This is a genomic window from Aeromonas australiensis, from assembly GCF_000819725.1.
GTDB classification, from domain to species: Bacteria; Pseudomonadota; Gammaproteobacteria; order Enterobacterales; family Aeromonadaceae; genus Aeromonas; species Aeromonas australiensis.
On sequence record NZ_CDDH01000071.1, the window covers coordinates 18,528 to 37,759 of the forward strand.

The 19,232-nt window shown below is 58.6% G+C and carries 15 protein-coding genes; 12 read left to right on the forward strand and 3 right to left on the reverse strand.

Annotation, left to right across the window (positions count from 1 at the left end; genetic code table 11):
* Positions 1-12: 12 nt before the first annotated feature.
* Genes leuC through leuA form a run of 3 tightly spaced genes read right to left on the reverse strand, consistent with a single transcriptional unit; the run spans position 13 to position 4,088 of the window.
* On the reverse strand, positions 13-1,410 hold the full coding sequence (leuC, locus tag BN1117_RS12385) for a 3-isopropylmalate dehydratase large subunit (protein WP_040097788.1): 1,398 nt from the start codon (positions 1,408-1,410) through the stop codon (positions 13-15).
* A gap of 33 nt (positions 1,411-1,443) precedes the next feature.
* Positions 1,444-2,529 (reverse strand): 3-isopropylmalate dehydrogenase, encoded by a 1,086-nt coding sequence (gene leuB / locus BN1117_RS12390; RefSeq protein ID WP_040097790.1) that lies wholly within the window; start codon positions 2,527-2,529, stop codon positions 1,444-1,446.
* Complete coding sequence (leuA, locus tag BN1117_RS12395; protein WP_040097792.1) at positions 2,526-4,088, reverse strand: 2-isopropylmalate synthase; 1,563 nt, start codon at positions 4,086-4,088, stop codon at positions 2,526-2,528. Before leuA ends, leuB begins: the two co-directional genes overlap by 4 nt.
* Before the next feature lie 408 nt (positions 4,089-4,496).
* Between leuA and BN1117_RS12400 the strand changes: the two genes are divergently transcribed.
* The 12 genes from BN1117_RS12400 (at position 4,497) to BN1117_RS19495 (ending at position 19,168) form a co-directional block, all read left to right on the forward strand.
* Positions 4,497-5,117, forward strand: a complete 621-nt coding sequence (locus BN1117_RS12400; RefSeq protein WP_040097793.1) for a TetR/AcrR family transcriptional regulator — start codon at positions 4,497-4,499, stop codon at positions 5,115-5,117.
* A 126-nt stretch (positions 5,118-5,243) separates the two neighbouring features.
* Entirely contained in the window at positions 5,244-5,747 is a 504-nt protein-coding gene (locus BN1117_RS12405; protein WP_040097795.1) for a phosphatase PAP2 family protein, read from the forward strand.
* Complete coding sequence (locus BN1117_RS12410) at positions 5,744-6,853, forward strand: MJ1255/VC2487 family glycosyltransferase (protein WP_040097797.1); 1,110 nt, start codon at positions 5,744-5,746, stop codon at positions 6,851-6,853. Before BN1117_RS12405 ends, BN1117_RS12410 begins: the two co-directional genes overlap by 4 nt.
* 37 nt (positions 6,854-6,890) lie before the next feature.
* Positions 6,891-7,043: a hypothetical protein gene (locus BN1117_RS19490; RefSeq protein ID WP_005339147.1), complete on the forward strand. Its 153-nt coding sequence runs from the start codon at positions 6,891-6,893 to the stop codon at positions 7,041-7,043.
* A 389-nt stretch (positions 7,044-7,432) separates the two neighbouring features.
* Complete coding sequence (locus BN1117_RS12415) at positions 7,433-9,151, forward strand: acetolactate synthase 3 large subunit (protein ID WP_005339146.1); 1,719 nt, start codon at positions 7,433-7,435, stop codon at positions 9,149-9,151.
* Positions 9,152-9,224: 73 nt separating this feature from the next.
* A complete protein-coding gene (ilvN, locus tag BN1117_RS12420) occupies positions 9,225-9,719 on the forward strand; it encodes an acetolactate synthase small subunit (protein WP_040097800.1) in 495 nt (164 codons plus the stop codon).
* 104 nt (positions 9,720-9,823) lie between these two features.
* Positions 9,824-10,456, forward strand: coding sequence for a LysE family translocator (locus tag BN1117_RS12425; protein ID WP_040097802.1), 633 nt, complete (start codon positions 9,824-9,826; stop codon positions 10,454-10,456).
* 118 nt (positions 10,457-10,574) lie between these two features.
* Positions 10,575-11,513 (forward strand): restriction endonuclease, encoded by a 939-nt coding sequence (locus BN1117_RS12430; protein WP_040097804.1) that lies wholly within the window; start codon positions 10,575-10,577, stop codon positions 11,511-11,513.
* A gap of 2 nt (positions 11,514-11,515) precedes the next feature.
* Complete coding sequence (gene hsdR / locus BN1117_RS12435) at positions 11,516-15,031, forward strand: type I restriction-modification system endonuclease (protein ID WP_040097805.1); 3,516 nt, start codon at positions 11,516-11,518, stop codon at positions 15,029-15,031.
* Between the two features lie 132 nt (positions 15,032-15,163).
* Positions 15,164-16,234, forward strand: coding sequence for a Fic family protein (locus tag BN1117_RS12440; RefSeq protein WP_040097807.1), 1,071 nt, complete (start codon positions 15,164-15,166; stop codon positions 16,232-16,234).
* A gap of 14 nt (positions 16,235-16,248) precedes the next feature.
* Complete coding sequence (locus tag BN1117_RS12445; RefSeq protein WP_052441511.1) at positions 16,249-17,877, forward strand: class I SAM-dependent DNA methyltransferase; 1,629 nt, start codon at positions 16,249-16,251, stop codon at positions 17,875-17,877.
* Positions 17,870-19,168 carry a restriction endonuclease subunit S gene (locus BN1117_RS19495; RefSeq protein WP_040097809.1) on the forward strand — a complete coding sequence of 433 codons (1,299 nt, stop codon included), beginning with the start codon at positions 17,870-17,872 and terminating at the stop codon, positions 19,166-19,168. Before BN1117_RS12445 ends, BN1117_RS19495 begins: the two co-directional genes overlap by 8 nt.
* Positions 19,169-19,232 lie beyond the last annotated feature (64 nt).

Below are 19,232 nucleotides of genomic sequence, written 5' to 3' on the forward strand. Positions count from 1 at the left end.
CGTAATGTCCTCTTACAGTGCGCGAATGTCGGCGAAACGACCGGTGACGGCGGCAGCGGCGGCCATGGCCGGGCTCACCAGATGGGTGCGGCCGGCGCGGCCCTGACGCCCTTCGAAGTTGCGGTTGCTGGTGGAGGCGCAGCGCTCCCCCGGTTGCAGCCGGTCGTTGTTCATCGCCAGACACATGGAGCAGCCCGGCAGGCGCCACTCAAAACCGGCCTCGATGAAGATCTTGTCCAGCCCCTCGGCTTCGGCCTGTGCCTTCACCTGCTCGGAGCCAGGCACCACCAGCGCCTGCACGCCAGCGGCCACCTTGCGACCGCGGGCGATGGCAGCGGCAGCGCGCAGATCCTCGATACGGCTGTTGGTGCATGAACCGATAAATACTTTGTCGATGGCGACGTCGGAGAGCTTCTGACCCGGTTGCAAGTCCATGTAGGCGAGTGCCTTGCGGGCTGATTGTTGTTCCATCAGGTCGCTGAAGGATTCTGGTGCCGGAATCGGCTCATTGACGGCAATCACCTGCCCCGGGTTGGTGCCCCAGGTGACCTGAGGGGCGATATCGGCGGCGTCGAGCACCACTTCGGCATCGAATTTGGCATCGGCATCGCTCTTGAGGCTCTGCCAGTAGGCGATGGCCTGCTCCAGCACCTCGCCCTTGGGGGCGAATTCCTTGCCGCGAATGTAGTCGATGGTGGTCTGGTCGGGGGCGATCATGCCCGCCTTGGCGCCGAGCTCGATGGCCATGTTGCACACCGTCATCCGCCCTTCCATGGAGAGGCTCGCAATGGCATCGCCAGCGAACTCCACCACGTAGCCGGTACCACCGGCGTGGCCGACCTTGCCGATAATGGCCAGTACCACGTCTTTGGCGCTGATGCCCTCGGCCAGCTTGCCATTGACCGAAATGCGCATGGTCTTGGCGCGGCCCTGTTTCAGGGTCTGGGTCGCCATCACATGCTCCACTTCGGAGGTGCCGATGCCGAACGCCAGCGAGCCGAAGGCGCCGTGGGTGGCGGTGTGGGAGTCACCGCAGACGATGGTGGTGCCGGGCAGGGTAATGCCGAGCTCGGGGCCCATCACATGGACGATCCCCTGATATTTGTGGTTGAGATCGTAGAGGCGAACTCCGAACTCTTTGCAGTTGTCGGCCAGCGTCTCCATCTGGATGCGGGCCATCTCGCCGGAGGCGGCGATGTCCTTGGTGGTGGTGGAGACGTTGTGATCCATGGTGGCCCAGGTCAGATCCGGGCGGCGCAGCTGGCGGTTCATGGCGCGCAGGCCGTCGAAGGCCTGCGGGCTGGTCACTTCATGTACCAGATGGCGGTCGATGTAGATAAGGGGCGTTTCCCCTTCCACTTCCCGTACCACGTGGGCGTCGAATACTTTCTGATAGAGGGTCTTGGCCATTGCTTCTCTCTTCCTTGTTATCTGTTCTTCAGCTCAGATCCGGGCGGCGATCTGGTCACCCATGGTGGCTGTGCTCTGCACCGGGTGACGGGCGCTGGCCTGATGCAGGTCGGCGGTGAAGTAACCCTCGGCCAGGGTCTGGGCCACGGCCTGCTCGATGGCCTGGGCGGCATCCTCCATCCCTAAGCTGTAGCGCAGCATCAGGGCAGCGGAGAGGATCTGGGCGATGGGGTTGGCAATCCCCTTGCCGGCGATGTCCGGGGCCGAGCCACCGGCCGGCTCGAACAGACCGAAGCCCGACTCGTTGAGGCTGGCGGAGGGGAGCAGCCCCATGGAGCCGGTGATCATGGCGCACTCGTCGGAGAGGATGTCACCAAACAGGTTGGAGCAGAGCAGCACATCGAACTGGGAGGGATCCTTGATAAGCTGCATGGTGGCGTTGTCGATATACATATGGTTGAGGGTTACGTCCGGATAGGACTTGGCGACTTGTGTCACCACCTCGCGCCACAGAATGGAAGAGGCGAGCACGTTGGCTTTGTCGATGGAGGTGACTTTGCCACGGCGCACCCGGGCTGACTCGAAGGCAATCTTGGCGATGCGCTCGATTTCGAAGCGGTGGTACACCTCGGTGTCGAATGCCTTCTCGTTCGCCCCTTCTCCCTCGCGCCCCTTGGGTTGGCCGAAGTAGATGCCGCCGGTCAGCTCGCGCACGCAGGCGATGTCAAAACCGCGATCGGAGATGTCGGCGCGCAGCGGGGAGAACTGCTCCAGACCGGTATAGATACGGGCCGGACGCAGGTTGCAGAACAGCTTGAAGTGGGCGCGAAGCGGTAAGAGGGCGCCGCGCTCCGGCTGATCGTTGGGGGGCAAGTGTTCCCATTTCGGGCCGCCCACCGAGCCGAACAGCACCGCATCGGCCGCCTCGCAGCCAGCAATGGTGCTCTGGGGCAGCGGGGTACCGTGGTTGTCGATGGCGATACCGCCCACGTCATGGCGATCATACTCGAGGGCGAAGCCGAATTTGGCCTGCACCTTTTCCAGCACCTTGACGGCCTCGGCCATCACTTCCGGGCCAATGCCGTCACCCGGCAATACTGCGATCCGATAACTGCTCATACTGTCTCCGTCTTGATAGTGTTATTTCGTTCCATCTGCTCGGCCACCTGATCGGCGCGCCAGATGCTGTTGATCACATGGAGCAGGGCGTGGGCCGAGGATTCGATGATGTCGGTGGCCAGTCCCATTCCGTGGAATTTGCGTCCTTTGTATTCGGCGACGATATCGACCTGACCGAGGGCATCTTCCCCTTCTCCTTTGCTCTTGAGGGCATATTTGTCGATGCGGATCTCATAGCCGGTAATGCGGTTGATGCACTGGTAGACCGCATCCACCGGGCCGTTGCCGGTGGCCGCTTCGCACACCAGATCCTGTCCTACCTTCAATTTGACCGAGGCGGTGGCCAGCACCGAACTGCCGCTCTGCACCCCGAGGTACTCCAGCTTGAAGTGCTCCGGCTCTTCGTGGATCTGGCTGAAGAAGGCCAGCGCTTCGAGGTCGTAGTCGAACACCTGCCCCTTCTTGTCGGCCAGGGTGAGGAACTTGCCGTAGAGGTGGTCGAGGTCGTAGCTGCTCTCGGCGTAGCCCATGGACTCCATCCGGTGCTTGATAACGTGGCGGCCGGAGCGGGAGGTCATGTTGAGGTTGTTCTGGGTCAGGCCGATGCTCTCGGGAGTGATGATTTCGTAGGTATTTTTCGCCTTGAGCACCCCATCCTGATGGATGCCGGAGCTGTGGGAGAAAGCGTTGGCCCCGACGATCGCCTTGTTGGGCTGCACCGGCATGTTGCACAGCTGGCTCACCAGCGTGCTGGTGCGATGAATTTCGTTGTGGCGGATATTGGTCTGCACCCCGAGCAGATCGGCGCGGGTTTTGAGGATCATCGCCACCTCTTCCAGCGAGCAGTTGCCCGCCCGTTCACCGATGCCGTTGATGGTGCACTCGATCTGGCGGGCCCCCATCTGCACCGCGCCGATGGAGTTGGCCACCGAGAGTCCCAGATCGTCGTGGCAGTGGACCGAGATGATCGCCTTGTCGATGTTGGGTACCCGGTTAAACAGGGTGTGGATGATGCCGGAGAACTCGGTCGGCACCGTGTAGCCCACGGTATCGGGGATATTGATGGTGCGGGCGCCGGCCTTGATGGCGGCCTCCACCATGCGGCAGAGATTATCAATCGGGGTGCGGCCTGCATCCTCGCAGGAGAACTCCACATCGTCGGTGTAGCGCAGGGCGTGCTTGATGGCGCCGACCCCCATCTCCAGCACATCCTCGAAGCTCTTTTTCAGCTTGCTCTCCACATGGATGGAGGAGGTGGAGATAAAGGTGTGAATACGGAAAGCCTCGGCGACCCGCAAGGCTTCACCGGCGGCGTCGATATCTTTTGGCAGGGCGCGGGCGAGGGCGCAGACCCGGCTGTTTTTGATGTGGCGGGCGATGGTCTGCACCGATTGAAAATCGCCGGGAGAGGAGACCGGGAAGCCCACCTCCATGACATCGACACCGAGTCGCTCCAGCGCCTGGGCGATCTGCAGCTTCTCCTTGACGGTCAAGCTGGCCGCCAGGGCCTGCTCACCATCACGCAAGGTGGTGTCGAATATGATGACCCGATCTGACATGTGACTTCCCTCTTCCTAAGTTCGGTAACGTGCATCCTGCGGCGGCATAAAAAAACCCGTGCAGGGTGCACGGGTTTTTGTAAATTCCGGCTATGCCTTAGCCCGGCTACAAGGATCCCGCGCGAGTTAACGCGATTAGGGAGATTAGTAGTAGCGGGGTGGCGATACGCATGACGTTGTTATTCCTTCCAGTCGATAACGCTTTTACCAATATCGAGAATTTAATGCTGTGTCAACACGGAGGGTGAGGGGAAATCTGCTGAAGTATTTAATCGAATTGTAAAGGACTGCAAATTTCCTTGTCCCATATTCGGCCCATGACCGATTATCTGGTCATTCCTGCTGTGCTCTATTCTCTGCACAACCAGATCGACTTATCAGCATTGGCTGAATTATCTGAGGTGTTAAATGGAAAAACGTAGACCTGGTCGTCCGGTCGGACGTTCTGACATTCGTGACAAGTTGCTTGCTGCCGCCCGTGAGCGTTTTCTCAATACTCCCTATAGCAAGGTGACTACACGCGAAATCGCGGAGCTTGCTGGCTCTAATCTGGCAATGATCCACTACTACTTCGGCAGTAAAGAGGGTCTTTACAAAGCGGTGCTGGGCGATGTCGCCGAGCCCCTCGACCATGCCTGGCAAGATGAACACAGCAATCACAGCCTCAACGAGCTGCTCAACACCTACTATCAGGTGATGGCGCCCAACAGCGAGCTGACCTCTGCCATCTCCAGCGCATTGTCGACCGAGAAGAGCCCGGGCCGGGATTTTGTGCTGAACCGCCTGCTGGAACGTCAGCTGCCGCAGTTCGATGCCCTGCTGGAAACCATGAAAACCAATGGCGAACTGGATGCGGATCTGGATCCTGAAATGTTGAAGATCTCCTTCCTCAGCATGATGTGGCAGCCGTTCGTGATGAAGGATCTCTACGAGCAGGTCTTCGGCCTGCAGGTCGATGAACACTTCATGGCCCGTCTGGCAAATCACAACTGCCGTCTGATGGAGACCGGCCTGCGCGGCAGCCACTGATTTTGCCGCAACATCGAGATTAAAAAGGGCCATTCGGCCCTTTTTTCATAAATCTGTTATCCCTTGTTCAACGTAACGTCATCCCGCTTTCTTACTCTGCAAGCAGAATTCAGGGAAGGAGGGGGTATGAACAAGATCCAGCAATGGGACCTGCAGGTGTGCCGGGTCTGCCTGCTTCACGGCTACAACCGGCAGCAGGCGAGGGTGAGTCGCCTCGTTTCCCGCACCGGTGATGGCCCGCTTTACGCCATGCTGGCCGCCCTGCTCTGGTGGCAGGGGGAGGCAGAGCGGGAGCTGGTGCGACTGGCGCTGCTTGCCTTCGCCATCGAACTGCCCCTCTATCTGCTGCTGAAAAACAGCCTGAAACGGCAACGGCCGGTCGGCTTGCCGGTCTTTATCACCCCCTCCGATCGTTACAGCCTCCCCTCCGGCCACACCGCCGCCGCTTTTCTGATGGCCACCATACTGGCCACCGGCTTTCCGCTCTGGGCGCCCTTGCTGTTTGGCTGGGCGGCGCTGGTGGGAGCATCCCGGCTGCTGCTCGGGGTGCACTACCTGAGCGATCTGGTGGCCGGCGCTCTGCTGGGGGGCGGTTGTGCCGTGTTGGCGCTCGGCTGGAGCCACTCATGAGGGTATTGTTCGGGGTGCAAGGCACCGGCAACGGTCATATCAGTCGCAGTCGCACCCTGGCGCGGGCGCTGCGCACGGCAGGGGTCGAGGTGGATTATCTCTTTAGCGGCCGCCCCGCCGACCGCTACTTCGACATGGAGGAGTTTGGCGCCTACCGCGTCTTTCCCGGCCTCACTTTTGTCAGTCACGAGGGGCGGATTTCGCCGTGGCGCACCCTGCAGGCTGCCTCGCCGCTCACCTTCTGGCGGGATCTGCGGTCTCTCGATTGCAGCGCATACGATCTGGTGGTGAGCGATTTTGAGCCGTTGACCGCCCACGCCGCCCGCCGCTATGGCAAGCCGAGCCTCACCGTCAGCCATCAGGCCAGCTTCAACTGGCCCATCCCGCGCTGGGGGGAGGATGGGGTCAGCCGCCAGCTGATGCGCCACTTTGCCCCGGTGGATCAGCCGCTCGGGCTGCACTGGTTTCACTTCGGTTACCCCTTGCTGCCACCGGTGATCGACCCCATCGCCGCTGCGCCGGATAACGGCCAGCTCCTGGTCTATCTGCCGTTCGAGCAGCCCGAGGCGATCGCCGCCCTGTTGTCGCGCTTTGGCCAGCAGCGCTTCGTCTGTTTTCACCCCGCCATTCGCACCCCGAGCCAGTGGCGCAACCTGCGCTTCGAGCCGCCATCGCGGCACGAATTTATCGCCGTGCTGGCCGGTTGTCGCGGCGTCATCTCCAACGCGGGTTTCGAGCTGGCCTCCGAGGCGCTCACCCTCGGCAAGAAGCTGCTGGTCAAACCCCTCGGCGGTCAGTTCGAGCAGCTGACCAATGGCAAGACGCTGGAGATGATGGGGCTGGCGACCCTGATGGATGTGCTCGATGCCAATCTGGTGCGCACCTGGCTCGACAGTGCCTCGCCGGGGGCAGTCTGTTACCCCGATGTAGCGGGGGAGCTGGCCCGCTGGCTGGCGGCGGGCGCTGACGAGAGCCTGGCCTCTCTGTCACGGCGGCTCTGGGCGCGCACCCTTTTTCCGGAGGAGGTGACTGATCGCCTGAGTGAGCTGGATGGGGGCGACTGTTTATCCAGTTGCTGGTTATCGCAAGTGAGTGTTGTTGACTAGACTGAAAGGCGACCCCACCAAGGAGAGGACGGAGCAAATGCGCTTTACCAATGAAAACGGCGAAGTCATGAACCTGGCTGACAATCTGACCCTGCACGAGTTGCTCGATATGGGTGTCAGTATCTCGGTCAGTGAAGAGACCGATCCGGATCAGCAAATCTGGCTGGCGGAACCGGATCAGGAGAACTGAATCATCATCCGGCACCAAGCCCACCGCTATCCGGTGGGCTTTTTTGTGGCTGTTTTCCCCTCTGCGGAATGATCCGCTGGCTATCCCCCGACTTCCTTCCCTTTTCTCTCATGGTCGCTGCGGCAAGTCATTGAATGTTAATAGCTGGTTGAAATGTATGACTGTTTTGGTCAGATAAAGCCGTGGACAAGCGTTCTGAAGCGGGTTAAGTTGGTTTTTCACCCGATTTTCGGGGCAATGACGGAAAAATCCTTTTTTTCACCTGTCGACGGGGCTGAATTAGGCCGATCTGGCTTCAGATAACAACAAGAAACGGATCGGGCTGCGCCGGGAAGCGCGGCATCGTCGACGGGATTCGCTAAACGGAGCAAAGCCTGGAGGGCTTTATCATGGAGATGTTATCAGGCGCCCAGATGGTGGTTAGAGCGCTGGAAGATCAGGGAGTTGAGCACGTCTTCGGCTACCCTGGTGGCTCAGTGCTCGACATCTATGACGCTCTCTTCGAAAACGGCAAGATGGAGCATGTCCTGGTGCGGCACGAGCAAGCCGCGGTGCACATGGCTGACGGTTACGCCCGCTCCACCGGCAAGGTGGGGACTGTGCTGGTGACCTCAGGCCCGGGGGCGACCAACTGCATTACCGGTATTGCCACCGCCTATATGGATTCCATTCCGCTGGTGATCCTCTCCGGCCAGGTGCCGACCAGCATGATCGGTGAGGATGCGTTCCAGGAGACCGACATGATCGGTATCTCCCGCCCGGTGGTGAAGCACAGCTTCCTGTGCAAGAAGGCGAGCGATATTCCCGAGGCCATCAAGAAGGCCTACTACATTGCCGCCAGCGGCCGCCCGGGGCCGGTGGTGGTGGATCTGCCCAAAGATGTGCAGAACCCGAAAGAGAAATTCCCCTACCAGTATCCCGAGACGGTCTCCCTGCGCTCCTACAACCCGACCAAGTCCGGTCACAAGGGCCAGATCAAGCGGGCCGCCAAGCTGCTGGTAGAAGCCCAGCGCCCGGTGATGTACGTGGGCGGTGGCGCCATCAATGCCAATGCGGACCATCTGGTGACCAAACTGGCGGAGCTGCTGAATCTGCCGGTGACCACCACCCTGATGGGGCTGGGGGCTTTCTCCGGTGTTCATCCGCAATTTATCGGCATGCTGGGGATGCACGGCACCTTCGAAGCCAACAAGACCATGCACAACGCGGATCTCATCTTCGCCGTCGGTGCCCGCTTCGATGACCGCGTCACCAACAACGTGGCCAAGTTCTGCCCCAATGCCACCGTGGTTCATATCGATATCGACCCTACCTCCATCTCCAAGACGGTGCAGGCCCATGTGCCCATCGTCGGCTCGGTGGAAACCGTGCTGGAGCAGATGCTGGAAGTGATCCGCGAGTGTGGCTTCGATAACGACAAGGAGGCGCTGGCGGACTGGTGGAGCCAGATCAACCAGTGGCGCTCCCGTCACTGTCTGGCCTATGAAAAGTCGGCCACCCAGATCAAGCCGCAACAGGTTATCGAGACCCTCTACAAGGTGACTCAGGGTCAGGCGTTCGTCGCCTCCGACGTCGGTCAGCACCAGATGTTTGCCGCCCTCTACTACCCGTTTGCCAAGCCGCGCCAGTGGATCAACTCTGGTGGCCTCGGCACCATGGGCTTCGGTATTCCGGCCGCCATGGGGGCCCAGTTTGCCAACCCGGATGCGGTGGTCTGCTGCGTCACCGGCGATGGCTCGGTGCAGATGAACATTCAGGAGCTCTCTACCTGCATGCAGTACGGGGTGCCCATCAAGATCATCTCCATCAACAACCGTGCGCTGGGCATGGTCAAGCAGTGGCAGAAGATGTTCTACGGCGGTCGTCACAGCCACTCCTATATGGAGTCCCTGCCGGACTTCGTCAAACTGGCGGAAGCCTATGGCCACGTCGGTATCGCGGTGAGCGATCCGGCCGAGCTGGAGAGCGCCATGGAGAAAGCCTTCGCCATGAAGGATCGGCTGGTATTTATGGATATCTCGGTCGACCCGGATGAGCATGTCTATCCGATGCAGATCAAGTTCGGCGCCATGGACGAGATGTGGCTGAGCAAGACGGAGAGAACCTGATGAAATACATCATTTCAGTTGTTCTGGTGGAGAACGGTTTCGCTCCATGGTTGAGCAAGATGGGGAGAGGCTGATGCGACATATAATTTCCGTTCTGCTGGAGAACGAATCCGGCGCCCTGAGCCGCGTGGTGGGCCTCTTCTCCCAGCGCGGCTACAACATCGAGACCCTGACGGTGGCCCCCACCGAGGATCCCACTCTGTCGCGCATGACCATAGTCACCATGGGTGACGAGCGGGTGCTGGAGCAGATCCAGAAGCAACTGCACAAGCTGGTGGATGTGCTCAAGGTGTGCGACTTGAGCGAAGGGGAGCATATCGAGCGGGAGATCGCCCTGATCAAGGCGCGCGCCGCCGGTGGGGCCCGTGACGAGCTGAAACGGCTGGCGGATATCTTCCGTGGCCAGATCGTCGACGTCACCCCCGAGCAGTACACGGTGCAGCTGGTGGGCACCAGCGAGAAGCTGGATGCCTTTATCAAGACTGCCGCCCAGACCAACGAGATCATCGAAGTGGTGCGCTCCGGCGTCTGCGGTATCTCCCGGGCGGATAAGGCGCTGCGGCCCTGATGGCTGGCGGGACAGCTGATGATGCGTCAGCTGCCGCCGAGTGAAAGACAAGAGGGCTCTGCGGAGCCCTCTTTGTTTGGTTTTTCTTTACGAGGGGAGGAGTGATGTTCGGTATTCATGACCTTGCTCTGTTTATGGTCTCGGGGCTGCTGCTCAATATCATGCCGGGGCCCGACTCCCTGCTCATCATGCTGCGCAGCGGCTCGCAAGGGTGGCGTGCCGGTTCGGTCGCAACGTTGGGCATCGGCACCGGTGTCATGGTGCATGTGTTGGCGGCGGCCCTCGGTCTGTCGGCCCTGCTCAGCGCCTCGGCCGAGCTGTTTGCCCTTATCAAGCTGATTGGCGCCATCTACCTCATCTATCTGGGGTTCTCCCTGCTGCGCCAGCAGGCTACGGGTGCAATGGAGAGAGGGGTCACCCTGCCAGCCCTCTCCTATGGCCAGATTTACCGGCAGGGGGTGCTGACCAATGTTCTCAATCCCAAGGTGGCACTCTTTTTCCTCGCCTTCGTACCCCAGTTCATTGCACCGGATGCCCCCGACAAGGCGTTCGCCTTTATCCTGCTCGGCTGCATCTTCAATCTGGGCGGTATCATCTGGTGCCACTTTCTGGTCTTTACCACCGCCTATGCCAGTCACAGGGTAAGGTTGTCACAGCGTCTCGGCAGCTGGCTCAACCGGGGCATCGGTACCCTGTTTGTCGGGCTCGGGATCAAGCTGGCTCTTTCAAGCCGCTAACTGGCGGCCAGGAGACGTTCAAGAAGGGATCTGACGCACAGGGTCGAGCCGAGAACATGGCCCCAAGCAGGTCGCTGTGGCAAGATAAGCCCCTGTTTTATCTCGATCCGGTTGCCTGATGAAAGAAACCCTGCCCAGCTATGAAGCCATGATGCCTGCCGTGCTCAAGGTATTGGTCGATGGTGTCGCCCGCCCTCTGCGTGAGGTATTCGAGCGGGTTTGCCAGCACTATGCCTTTACTCCGGAGCAGTTGGCCGACACTTTGCCAAGTGGCCGCCAAACCACGCTGCGCAGCCGGGTCGGCTGGGCCAAGACCTATCTGGTCAAGGCGGGCCTCATCGAGCAACCCAAGCGGGGCATCTGCCTTATTACCGAACGGGGTAAGGCTGCGCTGGTATCGGGGCAGTCAATCGACAACCGCTATCTGGCCCAATTCGGCGAGTTTGTTGCCTTTACCCAGGCCTCAGGTGAAAGCACCGGCTGCCTGCCACCGGCGGTAGCCAATGCCGCAGACCCGCAAAAAAACGAGCTAGCCAGCACCCCTCAAGAGCAGATTGAACAGGCTCTGGCCGCCATCAATCGCTCCCTTGCTGATGACCTGCTTGCCGAGATCTTGGGCCTTTCCCCGCGTTTCTTTGAACAGCTGGTGGTCAATCTGATGGTGGCCATGGGCTATGGCGGCAGTCAGCAGGATGCCGCCCGCACCACACGCTACAGCAGCGATGGCGGGATCGATGGCATCATCAAGGAAGATCGGTTGGGGCTCGACTCCATCTACTTGCAGGCCAAGCGCTATACAGACAAAACCGTCGGGCGTCCCGAGATCCAGTCCTTCGCGGGAGCGCTGGATCTGCACAAGGCCCGCAAGGGGGTCTTTATCACCACCGCCAGCTTTAGCCGTGAGGCGCAGGAGTATGTGGGTCTGATTGAGAAGCGCATCGTGCTGATCGACGGTGCCCGTCTTGCCGCCCTGATGATCGAATACGGCGTCGGCGTCACCACCCGCCAGACCCTCACCATCAAGACCCTGGATTCGGATTACTTTCTGGAAGATTGACCATGACCGAGCGCAGCAATTTCTATTTCCTGAAGACCCATGAACCCATTCTGCTCGAACTGGCGCAAGGGGCTGAACGAGCATTCGCCAGCGATCCCAACACGACCCTGGTCAAACTGCGTCAACTGAGTGAGGCCTTGGCCCAGGATATTGCCATGCACTGTGGCATTGCCGCCCAGCCTCAGACCACGCAAGCGGAGCTGCTCTACTTGATCGGTCGCGAGCTGTCGCTAGAGCCTATCGTGATGAACCTCTTCCATGGGCTGCGCAAAGCAGGTAACCATGCGGTGCATCAGTTTAGAACCCGCCACAAAGAGGCGTTGGCCGGTCTGAAAGTCGCCCGAGACCTGGCAGTTTGGTATCACCGCTTCTTTGGCCAAGGCAGCGAACAGTTCAAGCCAGAGCCCTTTATCGTTCCCGATGATCCCAGTGCCGAGCTGAGTCAATTGCAGGATCAGATAGCCAAGCTCAAAGATGAACTCACGAGTGCCAGCAGCCAGCTTGATCAGAATCAGGAATTAGCCGAATTGCTGGCGCGGGAGAAGAAGGAGTATCAGGAGCTGGCCGAGCTGATGGATCAGGAGGCCAGAGAACTTGCCTCCCAGGCCAAGGCTCACCAAGCAGCATTGGCGGCACAGCAGCAGGAGTTCGAGCGTCGCCTGGCCGAGTTGCAGCAGCAACTACAGCAACAAACTGAAGAGGCCAAGCAGCAGGCGACCCTGGCATTGCAAACACTTGCCAGCAAGGCCAGACGGATCACCGATACCCTCTCTCTTGACGAAAGCAGCACCCGTATTCTCATCGATCAGCAGTTGCAAGAGGCTGGATGGGAAGCTGACTCCGAACAGCTCGACTACCGTAAGGGGACTCGTCCGCAGAAAGGGCGCCATATGGCCATTGCCGAGTGGCCCACCTTGCATAACGGTGAGAAGGGCCGGGCTGACTATGTGCTCTTTATTGGCCTGATGCCGGTCGCAGCAGTAGAAGCGAAAAAGATGAACACCAATGTGGCCGGCAAGATCCCTCAAGCGGGTCGCTACAGCAAGGGGTTTGCCATCACGGGTTCGATGGTTGGACCCTGGACGCAGGAGGGCCGTGTATCCCCTTGGTCTGATGGTCAAGGCGAGCATTATCAGCTTCCCTACCTCTACTCCTGCAACGGGCGCCCCTATGTCAAGCAGCTGGCCGAACAGTCCGGCATCTGGTTTCGCGATGCCCGTCACCCGAGCAATCTCGCTCGCCCCTTGCAGCAGTTCCATTCGCCGGATGGATTACTGGATCTGCTCAAACGCAGCCGCGAACAGGCCGAGCAAACGCTCAAAGAGGAGGGCTTTACCTACCTCAAGCTAAGACCCTACCAACAAAAAGCCATCGAAGCGGTAGAAACGGCGCTGGCGCAAGATCAGCGCAACTGTTTGCTGGCCATGGCAACGGGGACAGGCAAGACCCGCACTATCATTGGTCTGCTCTATCGCTTCCTTAAGGCTGAGCGGTTTCGCCGCATCCTCTTTCTGGTAGACAGAACCGCCCTGGGCGAGCAGGCCCTGAAAGATTTCAAAGAGGCCCCCCTCGAGCAAAACCAGACCCTCTGGTCGGCTTACAACATTGCAGAGCTCGGGGATATGGCGGCGCAAGCTGAAACGCGCGTTCAGGTGGCTACGGTGCAGGCCATGGTGAAGCGCACCTTTGCCAGCGATAATCCCCCACCGATCGATGAATTCGACTGCATCATAGTGGACGAAGCCCACCGTGGTTACGCCCTCGATCAGGAGATGACCGAAGGGGAACTCTCCACCCGAGATGCCGCGCAATATCTCTCAAGCTATCGCCGGGTGCTCGACTATTTCGATGCGGTCAAGATTGGCCTCACTGCCACCCCGGCAAAACACACCAGCGACATTTTCGGCAAGCCGGTCTACCTCTACTCCTACCGCGAGGCGGTGGCCGATGACTGGCTGATCGACCACGAATCACCGATCCGTTTCCAGACCAAACTGAGCGAAAACGGGATCGCTTTTAGCAAGGGTGAGATGGTGACAGCTATCGATACCCGCACTGGCGAGATTGAGACTGCAGAGCTGGAGGATGATCTCAACTTTGAGGTGGACGCCTTCAACAAAAGGGTGATCAACGAATCCTTCAATAGGGTCATCTGTGAGGCGCTGGCGCAAGAGCTCGATCCCTTCGGGGATGAAAAGACCATGATCTTCTGTGCCACCGATAACCATGCCGACATGGTCAAGCGGCTGCTGGATGTCGAGTTCAAAACGCTTTATGGGGATAACTATAACCAGGAGGCGGTCGCCAAGATCACCGGCAAGAGCGACAAGGTGAGTACCCTGATCAGTCGCTACAAGAACGAACGCTACCCCAATATCGCCATCACGGTTGACCTGCTTACCACCGGTATCGATGTACCGAAGATCTGCAATCTGGTCTTTATGCGCCGGGTCAAGTCACGGATCCTCTATGAGCAGATGATGGGGCGAGCCACTCGCCGCTGCGATGAGATAGGCAAGACGGTGTTTCGCATCTATGACCCGGTGGATATCTACGCCGCACTGGCCGAGGTCAACACCATGCAGCCGTTGGTCAAAAACCCCGATATCACCCTGGCGCAGTTGGTCGATGAGCTGAGTGACCCACAGTATCTGGAGCAAGCCCTTGCCGTTGCGGGAGACGAACCGGGCCAAAGCCAGGCCGATACTATTTTGAGCCAGCTCAGCCAGAAGCTGATGCGGGTACTGCGCAAGGCTGAGGGCAAGGCGGATCGCTATCCGCCCTTAAAGCAGAAGCTGGCTGAATTGGGGGAAGAGTGGGGAGTGGCACCTGACAAGCTACATCAGCACCTCCACCAGCTTGGCCCCAAACAGGCCAGTGACTTCTTGCGTCAACATGTCACCCTGCTCAGTGAACTGGCTGCGGTTCAAGAGCTGGTGGGCAGTGAATATCGTCCGGTGATTTCAGACCATCAAGACCAGCTCACCCTACGCGATCAGAGCTACGGCACCTATGGCAGGCCAGAGGATTATCTCGATGGGTTCGCCGACTTTATTCGTCAGCAGGTCAACAGCAACGCCGCGCTGATGGCGGTCGTCAATGCCCCACGCGATCTCACCCGGGCCCAGCTCAAAGAGATCAAGCTGCTACTCGATGGCGCCGGCTTTAAAGAGGCCAACCTGCAGAGTGCCTGGCGCAGCCAGACCAATCAGGATATCGCCGCCAGCATCATAGGCCATATTCGCCGCGCCGCCCTTGGCGAGCCGCTGATCCCCTATAGCGAGCGGGTACGGCTGGCGATGGAGCAGATCTACCGCAGCCAGAGCTGGACGCCCGTCCAGCGTAGATGGCTGGATCGTCTGGCCAAGCAGTTGGTCCACGAGGTGATTGTCGATCGCGACTTTATCAACGAGCGCTTCGCCGATGATGGTGGTGCCAAGCGGCTCGATGGCCTGCTCGGCAGGCAGTTGGACAAGCTGCTGGATCAGCTTGGTGATGCGCTCTGGCAAGTCGCCTGACAAGTGGCCCCAGCCACCGGCCCAACAGGTATAGAAACAGGACCTTTTTATTCAGGTGGGGCACCATATGTATAGAAAATTAAACTTTCTATACATACAATCGCCGACATGTAGAAAACAGGGGACTTTTCTATGCCTATTACCCCGCTGCCGCTGGCCAATATCGCCGAGCTGGAGAGCCGCGCCGTGCTCAAAAAGAGCGCCGAGGCTCACCGCTACCTGGCCGAACTCAAGGGGGTGGCGGCCAGCATTCCCAACGAAGGGATCCTCATCAACACCCTGTCGTTGCAAGAGGCAAAAAACAGCTCGGAGATCGAGAACATCATCACCACTCACGATGATCTCTATCGCGCCAACCTGTTTGAAGAGGCGGTCAATCCGGCCACCAAAGAGGTGCAAGACTATGCCGCGGCCCTCAAGCAGGGCTTTGCCACTGTGCGCCGGCAGCAGCTGATCCGGCTGGCCGACATTCTGGCAGTGCAGCAATGTCTGGAAAAAAACCGTGCCGGCCTGCGCCGTCTGCCCGGCACCGACCTCAAGAATGCCCGTACCGGTGAGGTGATCTACACCCCGCCCCAGCACGGCGACGAAATAGCCGCCCTGATGGATAATCTGGTGCGCTATATCAATGACGATGAGCTCTGCGATGCCGATCCGCTGGTCAAGATGGCCATCATCCACCACCAGTTCGAGAGCATTCACCCCTTCTATGACGGTAATGGCCGCACTGGCCGTATCCTCAACCTGCTCTATCTGGTGGCTCAGGGGCTGCTCAACCTGCCGGTGCTCTATTTGAGCCGCTACTTTATCCACGACAAGGGGCGCTACTACCACGAGCTGCAAGCAGTGCGCGACAGCGGAGAGTGGGAACCCTGGCTGCTCTACATGCTCGATGCGGTGATCGACACCGCCCAGAGCACCATCGCTCTTATCACCGGCATCAAGGAGCTGATGGCAAGCTATAAGCAGGGCATTCGCAGCCAGTTGCCAAAAATCTACAGCCAGGATCTGCTCAATAACCTCTTCAACCACCCGTATACCAAGATCGACTTCGTAATGAGCGATCTCGGTGTGACACGCATTACCGCCACCCGTTATCTGGATCTGCTGGTCGAGCATGGATTCTTGCAAAAACAGAAGATTGGTCGCGGCAACTACTACATCAACCAGCCCCTGTGCGCCCTCCTGGCGGCGCACAGTTAATAATCGGAACACCCATGCGCAACAACGATATCGTGCAAAAACTGTGGAACCTCTGTGACGTCCTGCGTGACGACGGCATCAACTACTCCGACTATGTCACCGAGCTGGTGCTGCTGCTCTTTATCAAGATGGTGCACGAAAACGAAGAGGCGGGCATTCTGGCCGCCCACACCCTGCCCGAACATTGCCGCTGGCCCGAACTCGCCAGCCGCTCCGGCCTCCCCCTGCTCAACCACTATCGCCAGATGCTGGTGGATCTCTCCACCGACCATGACCCCCTGATCGCCGCCATCTATGCCGATGCCCAGACCCGGCTGCGTGAACCGCGCCATCTGCATCAGATGATCAAGGCCCTCGACCAGATCGACTGGTTCAACGCCAAGCAAGATGGCCTGGGGGATCTCTATGAAGGCCTGCTGGAGAAAAACGCCGGCGAAACCAAATCCGGCGCCGGTCAATACTTCACCCCGCGCGCCCTGATCAACAGCATGGTGCGCTGCATCCAGCCCAAGGCGGGGGAGGTGATTCAAGACCCGGCCGCCGGCACCGCCGGTTTTCTGATCGCTGCCGACCAGTACATCAAGAGCCAGACCGACGATCTCTACGACCTCGGCAAGGCCGAGCAGGCGTTTCAGAAGCGCCGCGCCTTTATCGGAGTCGAGCTGGTGCCCAATACCCGTCGCCTCGCCCTGATGAACTGCCTGCTGCACGGCATGGAAGGGGATGAAGAGGGGGTGGTTCACCTCGGCAATGCCCTGGGACAGGCAGGCGCCGCCTTGCCCAAAGTCGATATCATCCTCGCCAACCCGCCCTTTGGCACCAGCAAGGGGGGCGAGGCCAGCAATACCCGTGATGACCTCACCTACAAGACCAGCAACAAGCAGCTCGCCTTCTTGCAGCATATCTATCGTGGCCTCAAGCCCGGTGGCCGCGCCGCCGTGGTATTGCCCGACAACGTGCTGTTTGAAGCCGGGGTCGGCACCGAGGTGCGCCGCGATCTGATGGACAAATGCAACCTGCACACCATCCTGCGTCTGCCCACCGGCATCTTCTACGCCCAGGGGGTCAAGACCAATGTGCTCTTCTTCCAGAAGGGCAGCGCCAGCGATCCCTATCAGCAGGAGGGCTGCACCAAGGACGTCTGGGTTTACGACCTGCGCAGCAATATGCCGAGTTTTGGCAAGCGCACCCCCTTTAGCGAGGCCCATCTCGCCCCGTTTGAGCGGGTCTATGGCACAAACCCCAATGGCCAGAGCCCGCGCAGCGAGGGGGAGTATAGCTTTACCGAACTGGCAGGGTCTGAAGCAGTCCAGACAGGCGAACCAGAGCTGAGCGGCCAACCCGAGCAGGGGCGCTGGCGCAGCTTTAGCCGGGCGTGGATCCGCGATAACAAGGGGGATTCCCTCGATATCAGCTGGCTCAAGGATCAAAACAGCGTCGATGCCGCCGATTTGCCCGAGCCTGCGATATTGGCAGAGCAAGCAATGTCGGAATTAAGTGATGCGATCTATGAGATGCACTCTTTGTTGAAAGAACTCGATATGCCATTTTCTGCCAATCGCAAGCTTGTTGAACTCGGCAAACAGTTTGGAATAAGCAAACAAGCAGCACGTAAAGCCATTAAGGAGCGAGACTGTGAGTAATTCTCTTCCGCAGGGCTGGGCGTCATGCACTCTGGCAGACATAGCTGCTGTTAACCCAAAAACAGTAGCCGATGAATCGCTTATCGCCGGTTTTGTACCCATGTCACACGCTCCCACCAGCTATCATGGCGAGCTGCTATTTGATGAAAAGCTTTGGGGGGAAATAAAAAAGTCCTACACCAATTTTCAGGATGGCGATGTTATCTTTGCCAAGGTAACCCCATGTTTTGAAAATGGTAAAGCAGCTATTGTTGATGATTTACCAAATGGCATAGGGGCTGGCAGCTCCGAGTTTTATGTACTTCGCCCTCATTGCAGCGATATTTCACAGAAGTTGTTGTTTGCACTTATAAAAACGCATGCTTTTATGCAAGAAGGTGCCACCAATATGACGGGGGCAGTCGGTTTGCGCCGTGTGCCAAAGTCATTCGTTGAAACATTTCCTATTGCTTTGCCACCAGCAGCAGAGCAAAAAGAGATTATCGACCGGCTTGATAAATTGCTGGCTCAGGTGGAGGCCACCCAAGCCCGTTTGGCCCGAATTCCTGATATTATCAAGCGTTTCCGCCAATCTGTCCTCACTTCTGCATTTTACGGTTTTAATGGTAATAATTTCATAAATAAAAAGCTAAGCGAGTTCATAGATATACAGAATGGCGCTAGACGGCCTGTATCCGCCTCAACAAGGGCTAATATAAAAGGAGATATTCCATATTATGGGGCAACTGGAATTGTTGACTATCTAAATGATTATACTCATGAGGGACGATTCTTACTCGTTGGTGAAGATGGTGCCAATCTTTTGAGTAAAAACAAAGATCTTGCATTTATTATTGATGGTAAAGCTTGGGTTAATAATCACGTTCATGTTCTTAAAGAGAAAGCTGATGTTAATTTGGATTTTATAAAAATAGTTGTGAACTCCTTAGACCTATCGCCTTGGGTCACTGGCACCACACAACCAAAATTAACAAAGCGAGCACTCGGTGAGTTACCTGTACCTTTTTTTGCTTATGAAAAACAAACCGAAATCGTCCGTCGGGTGGAACAGCTCTTTGCCTATGCCGATACCCTCGAGCAGCAGGCCAAGGCGGCCAAAGCGCGGGTCGATAAGCTGACCCAGGCCATTCTGGCCAAGGCGTTTCGCGGTGAGCTGACCGCCGACTGGCGTGCCGCCAATCCGGACCTGATCAGCGGTGACCATAGCGCCGCCGCCCTGCTGGCCCGTATTCAGGCCGAGCGGGCCGCCGCCAAGCCGCACAAACGGGCAACCAAAACATCCGCGACGTAGGTTCGATTAGCGAAGCGTAATCGGACGCACGAGAAACCGCCGCCCTACTGGCCTGCATTCAGAC

Excerpts from the sequence above, each read along its gene's own strand:
- leuC (WP_040097788.1), bottom strand. The coding sequence starts at position 1,410 with ATGGCCAAGACCCTCTATCAGAAAGTATTCGACGCCCACGTGGTACGG.
- leuB (WP_040097790.1), bottom strand. The coding sequence starts at position 2,529 with ATGAGCAGTTATCGGATCGCAGTATTGCCGGGTGACGGCATTGGCCCG.
- leuA (WP_040097792.1), bottom strand. The coding sequence starts at position 4,088 with ATGTCAGATCGGGTCATCATATTCGACACCACCTTGCGTGATGGTGAG.
- BN1117_RS12400 (WP_040097793.1), top strand. The coding sequence starts at position 4,497 with ATGGAAAAACGTAGACCTGGTCGTCCGGTCGGACGTTCTGACATTCGT.
- BN1117_RS12405 (WP_040097795.1), top strand. The coding sequence starts at position 5,244 with ATGAACAAGATCCAGCAATGGGACCTGCAGGTGTGCCGGGTCTGCCTG.
- BN1117_RS12410 (WP_040097797.1), top strand. The coding sequence starts at position 5,744 with ATGAGGGTATTGTTCGGGGTGCAAGGCACCGGCAACGGTCATATCAGT.
- BN1117_RS19490 (WP_005339147.1), top strand. The coding sequence starts at position 6,891 with ATGCGCTTTACCAATGAAAACGGCGAAGTCATGAACCTGGCTGACAAT.
- BN1117_RS12415 (WP_005339146.1), top strand. The coding sequence starts at position 7,433 with ATGGAGATGTTATCAGGCGCCCAGATGGTGGTTAGAGCGCTGGAAGAT.
- ilvN (WP_040097800.1), top strand. The coding sequence starts at position 9,225 with ATGCGACATATAATTTCCGTTCTGCTGGAGAACGAATCCGGCGCCCTG.
- BN1117_RS12425 (WP_040097802.1), top strand. The coding sequence starts at position 9,824 with ATGTTCGGTATTCATGACCTTGCTCTGTTTATGGTCTCGGGGCTGCTG.
- BN1117_RS12430 (WP_040097804.1), top strand. The coding sequence starts at position 10,575 with ATGAAAGAAACCCTGCCCAGCTATGAAGCCATGATGCCTGCCGTGCTC.
- hsdR (WP_040097805.1), top strand. The coding sequence starts at position 11,516 with ATGACCGAGCGCAGCAATTTCTATTTCCTGAAGACCCATGAACCCATT.
- BN1117_RS12440 (WP_040097807.1), top strand. The coding sequence starts at position 15,164 with ATGCCTATTACCCCGCTGCCGCTGGCCAATATCGCCGAGCTGGAGAGC.
- BN1117_RS12445 (WP_052441511.1), top strand. The coding sequence starts at position 16,249 with ATGCGCAACAACGATATCGTGCAAAAACTGTGGAACCTCTGTGACGTC.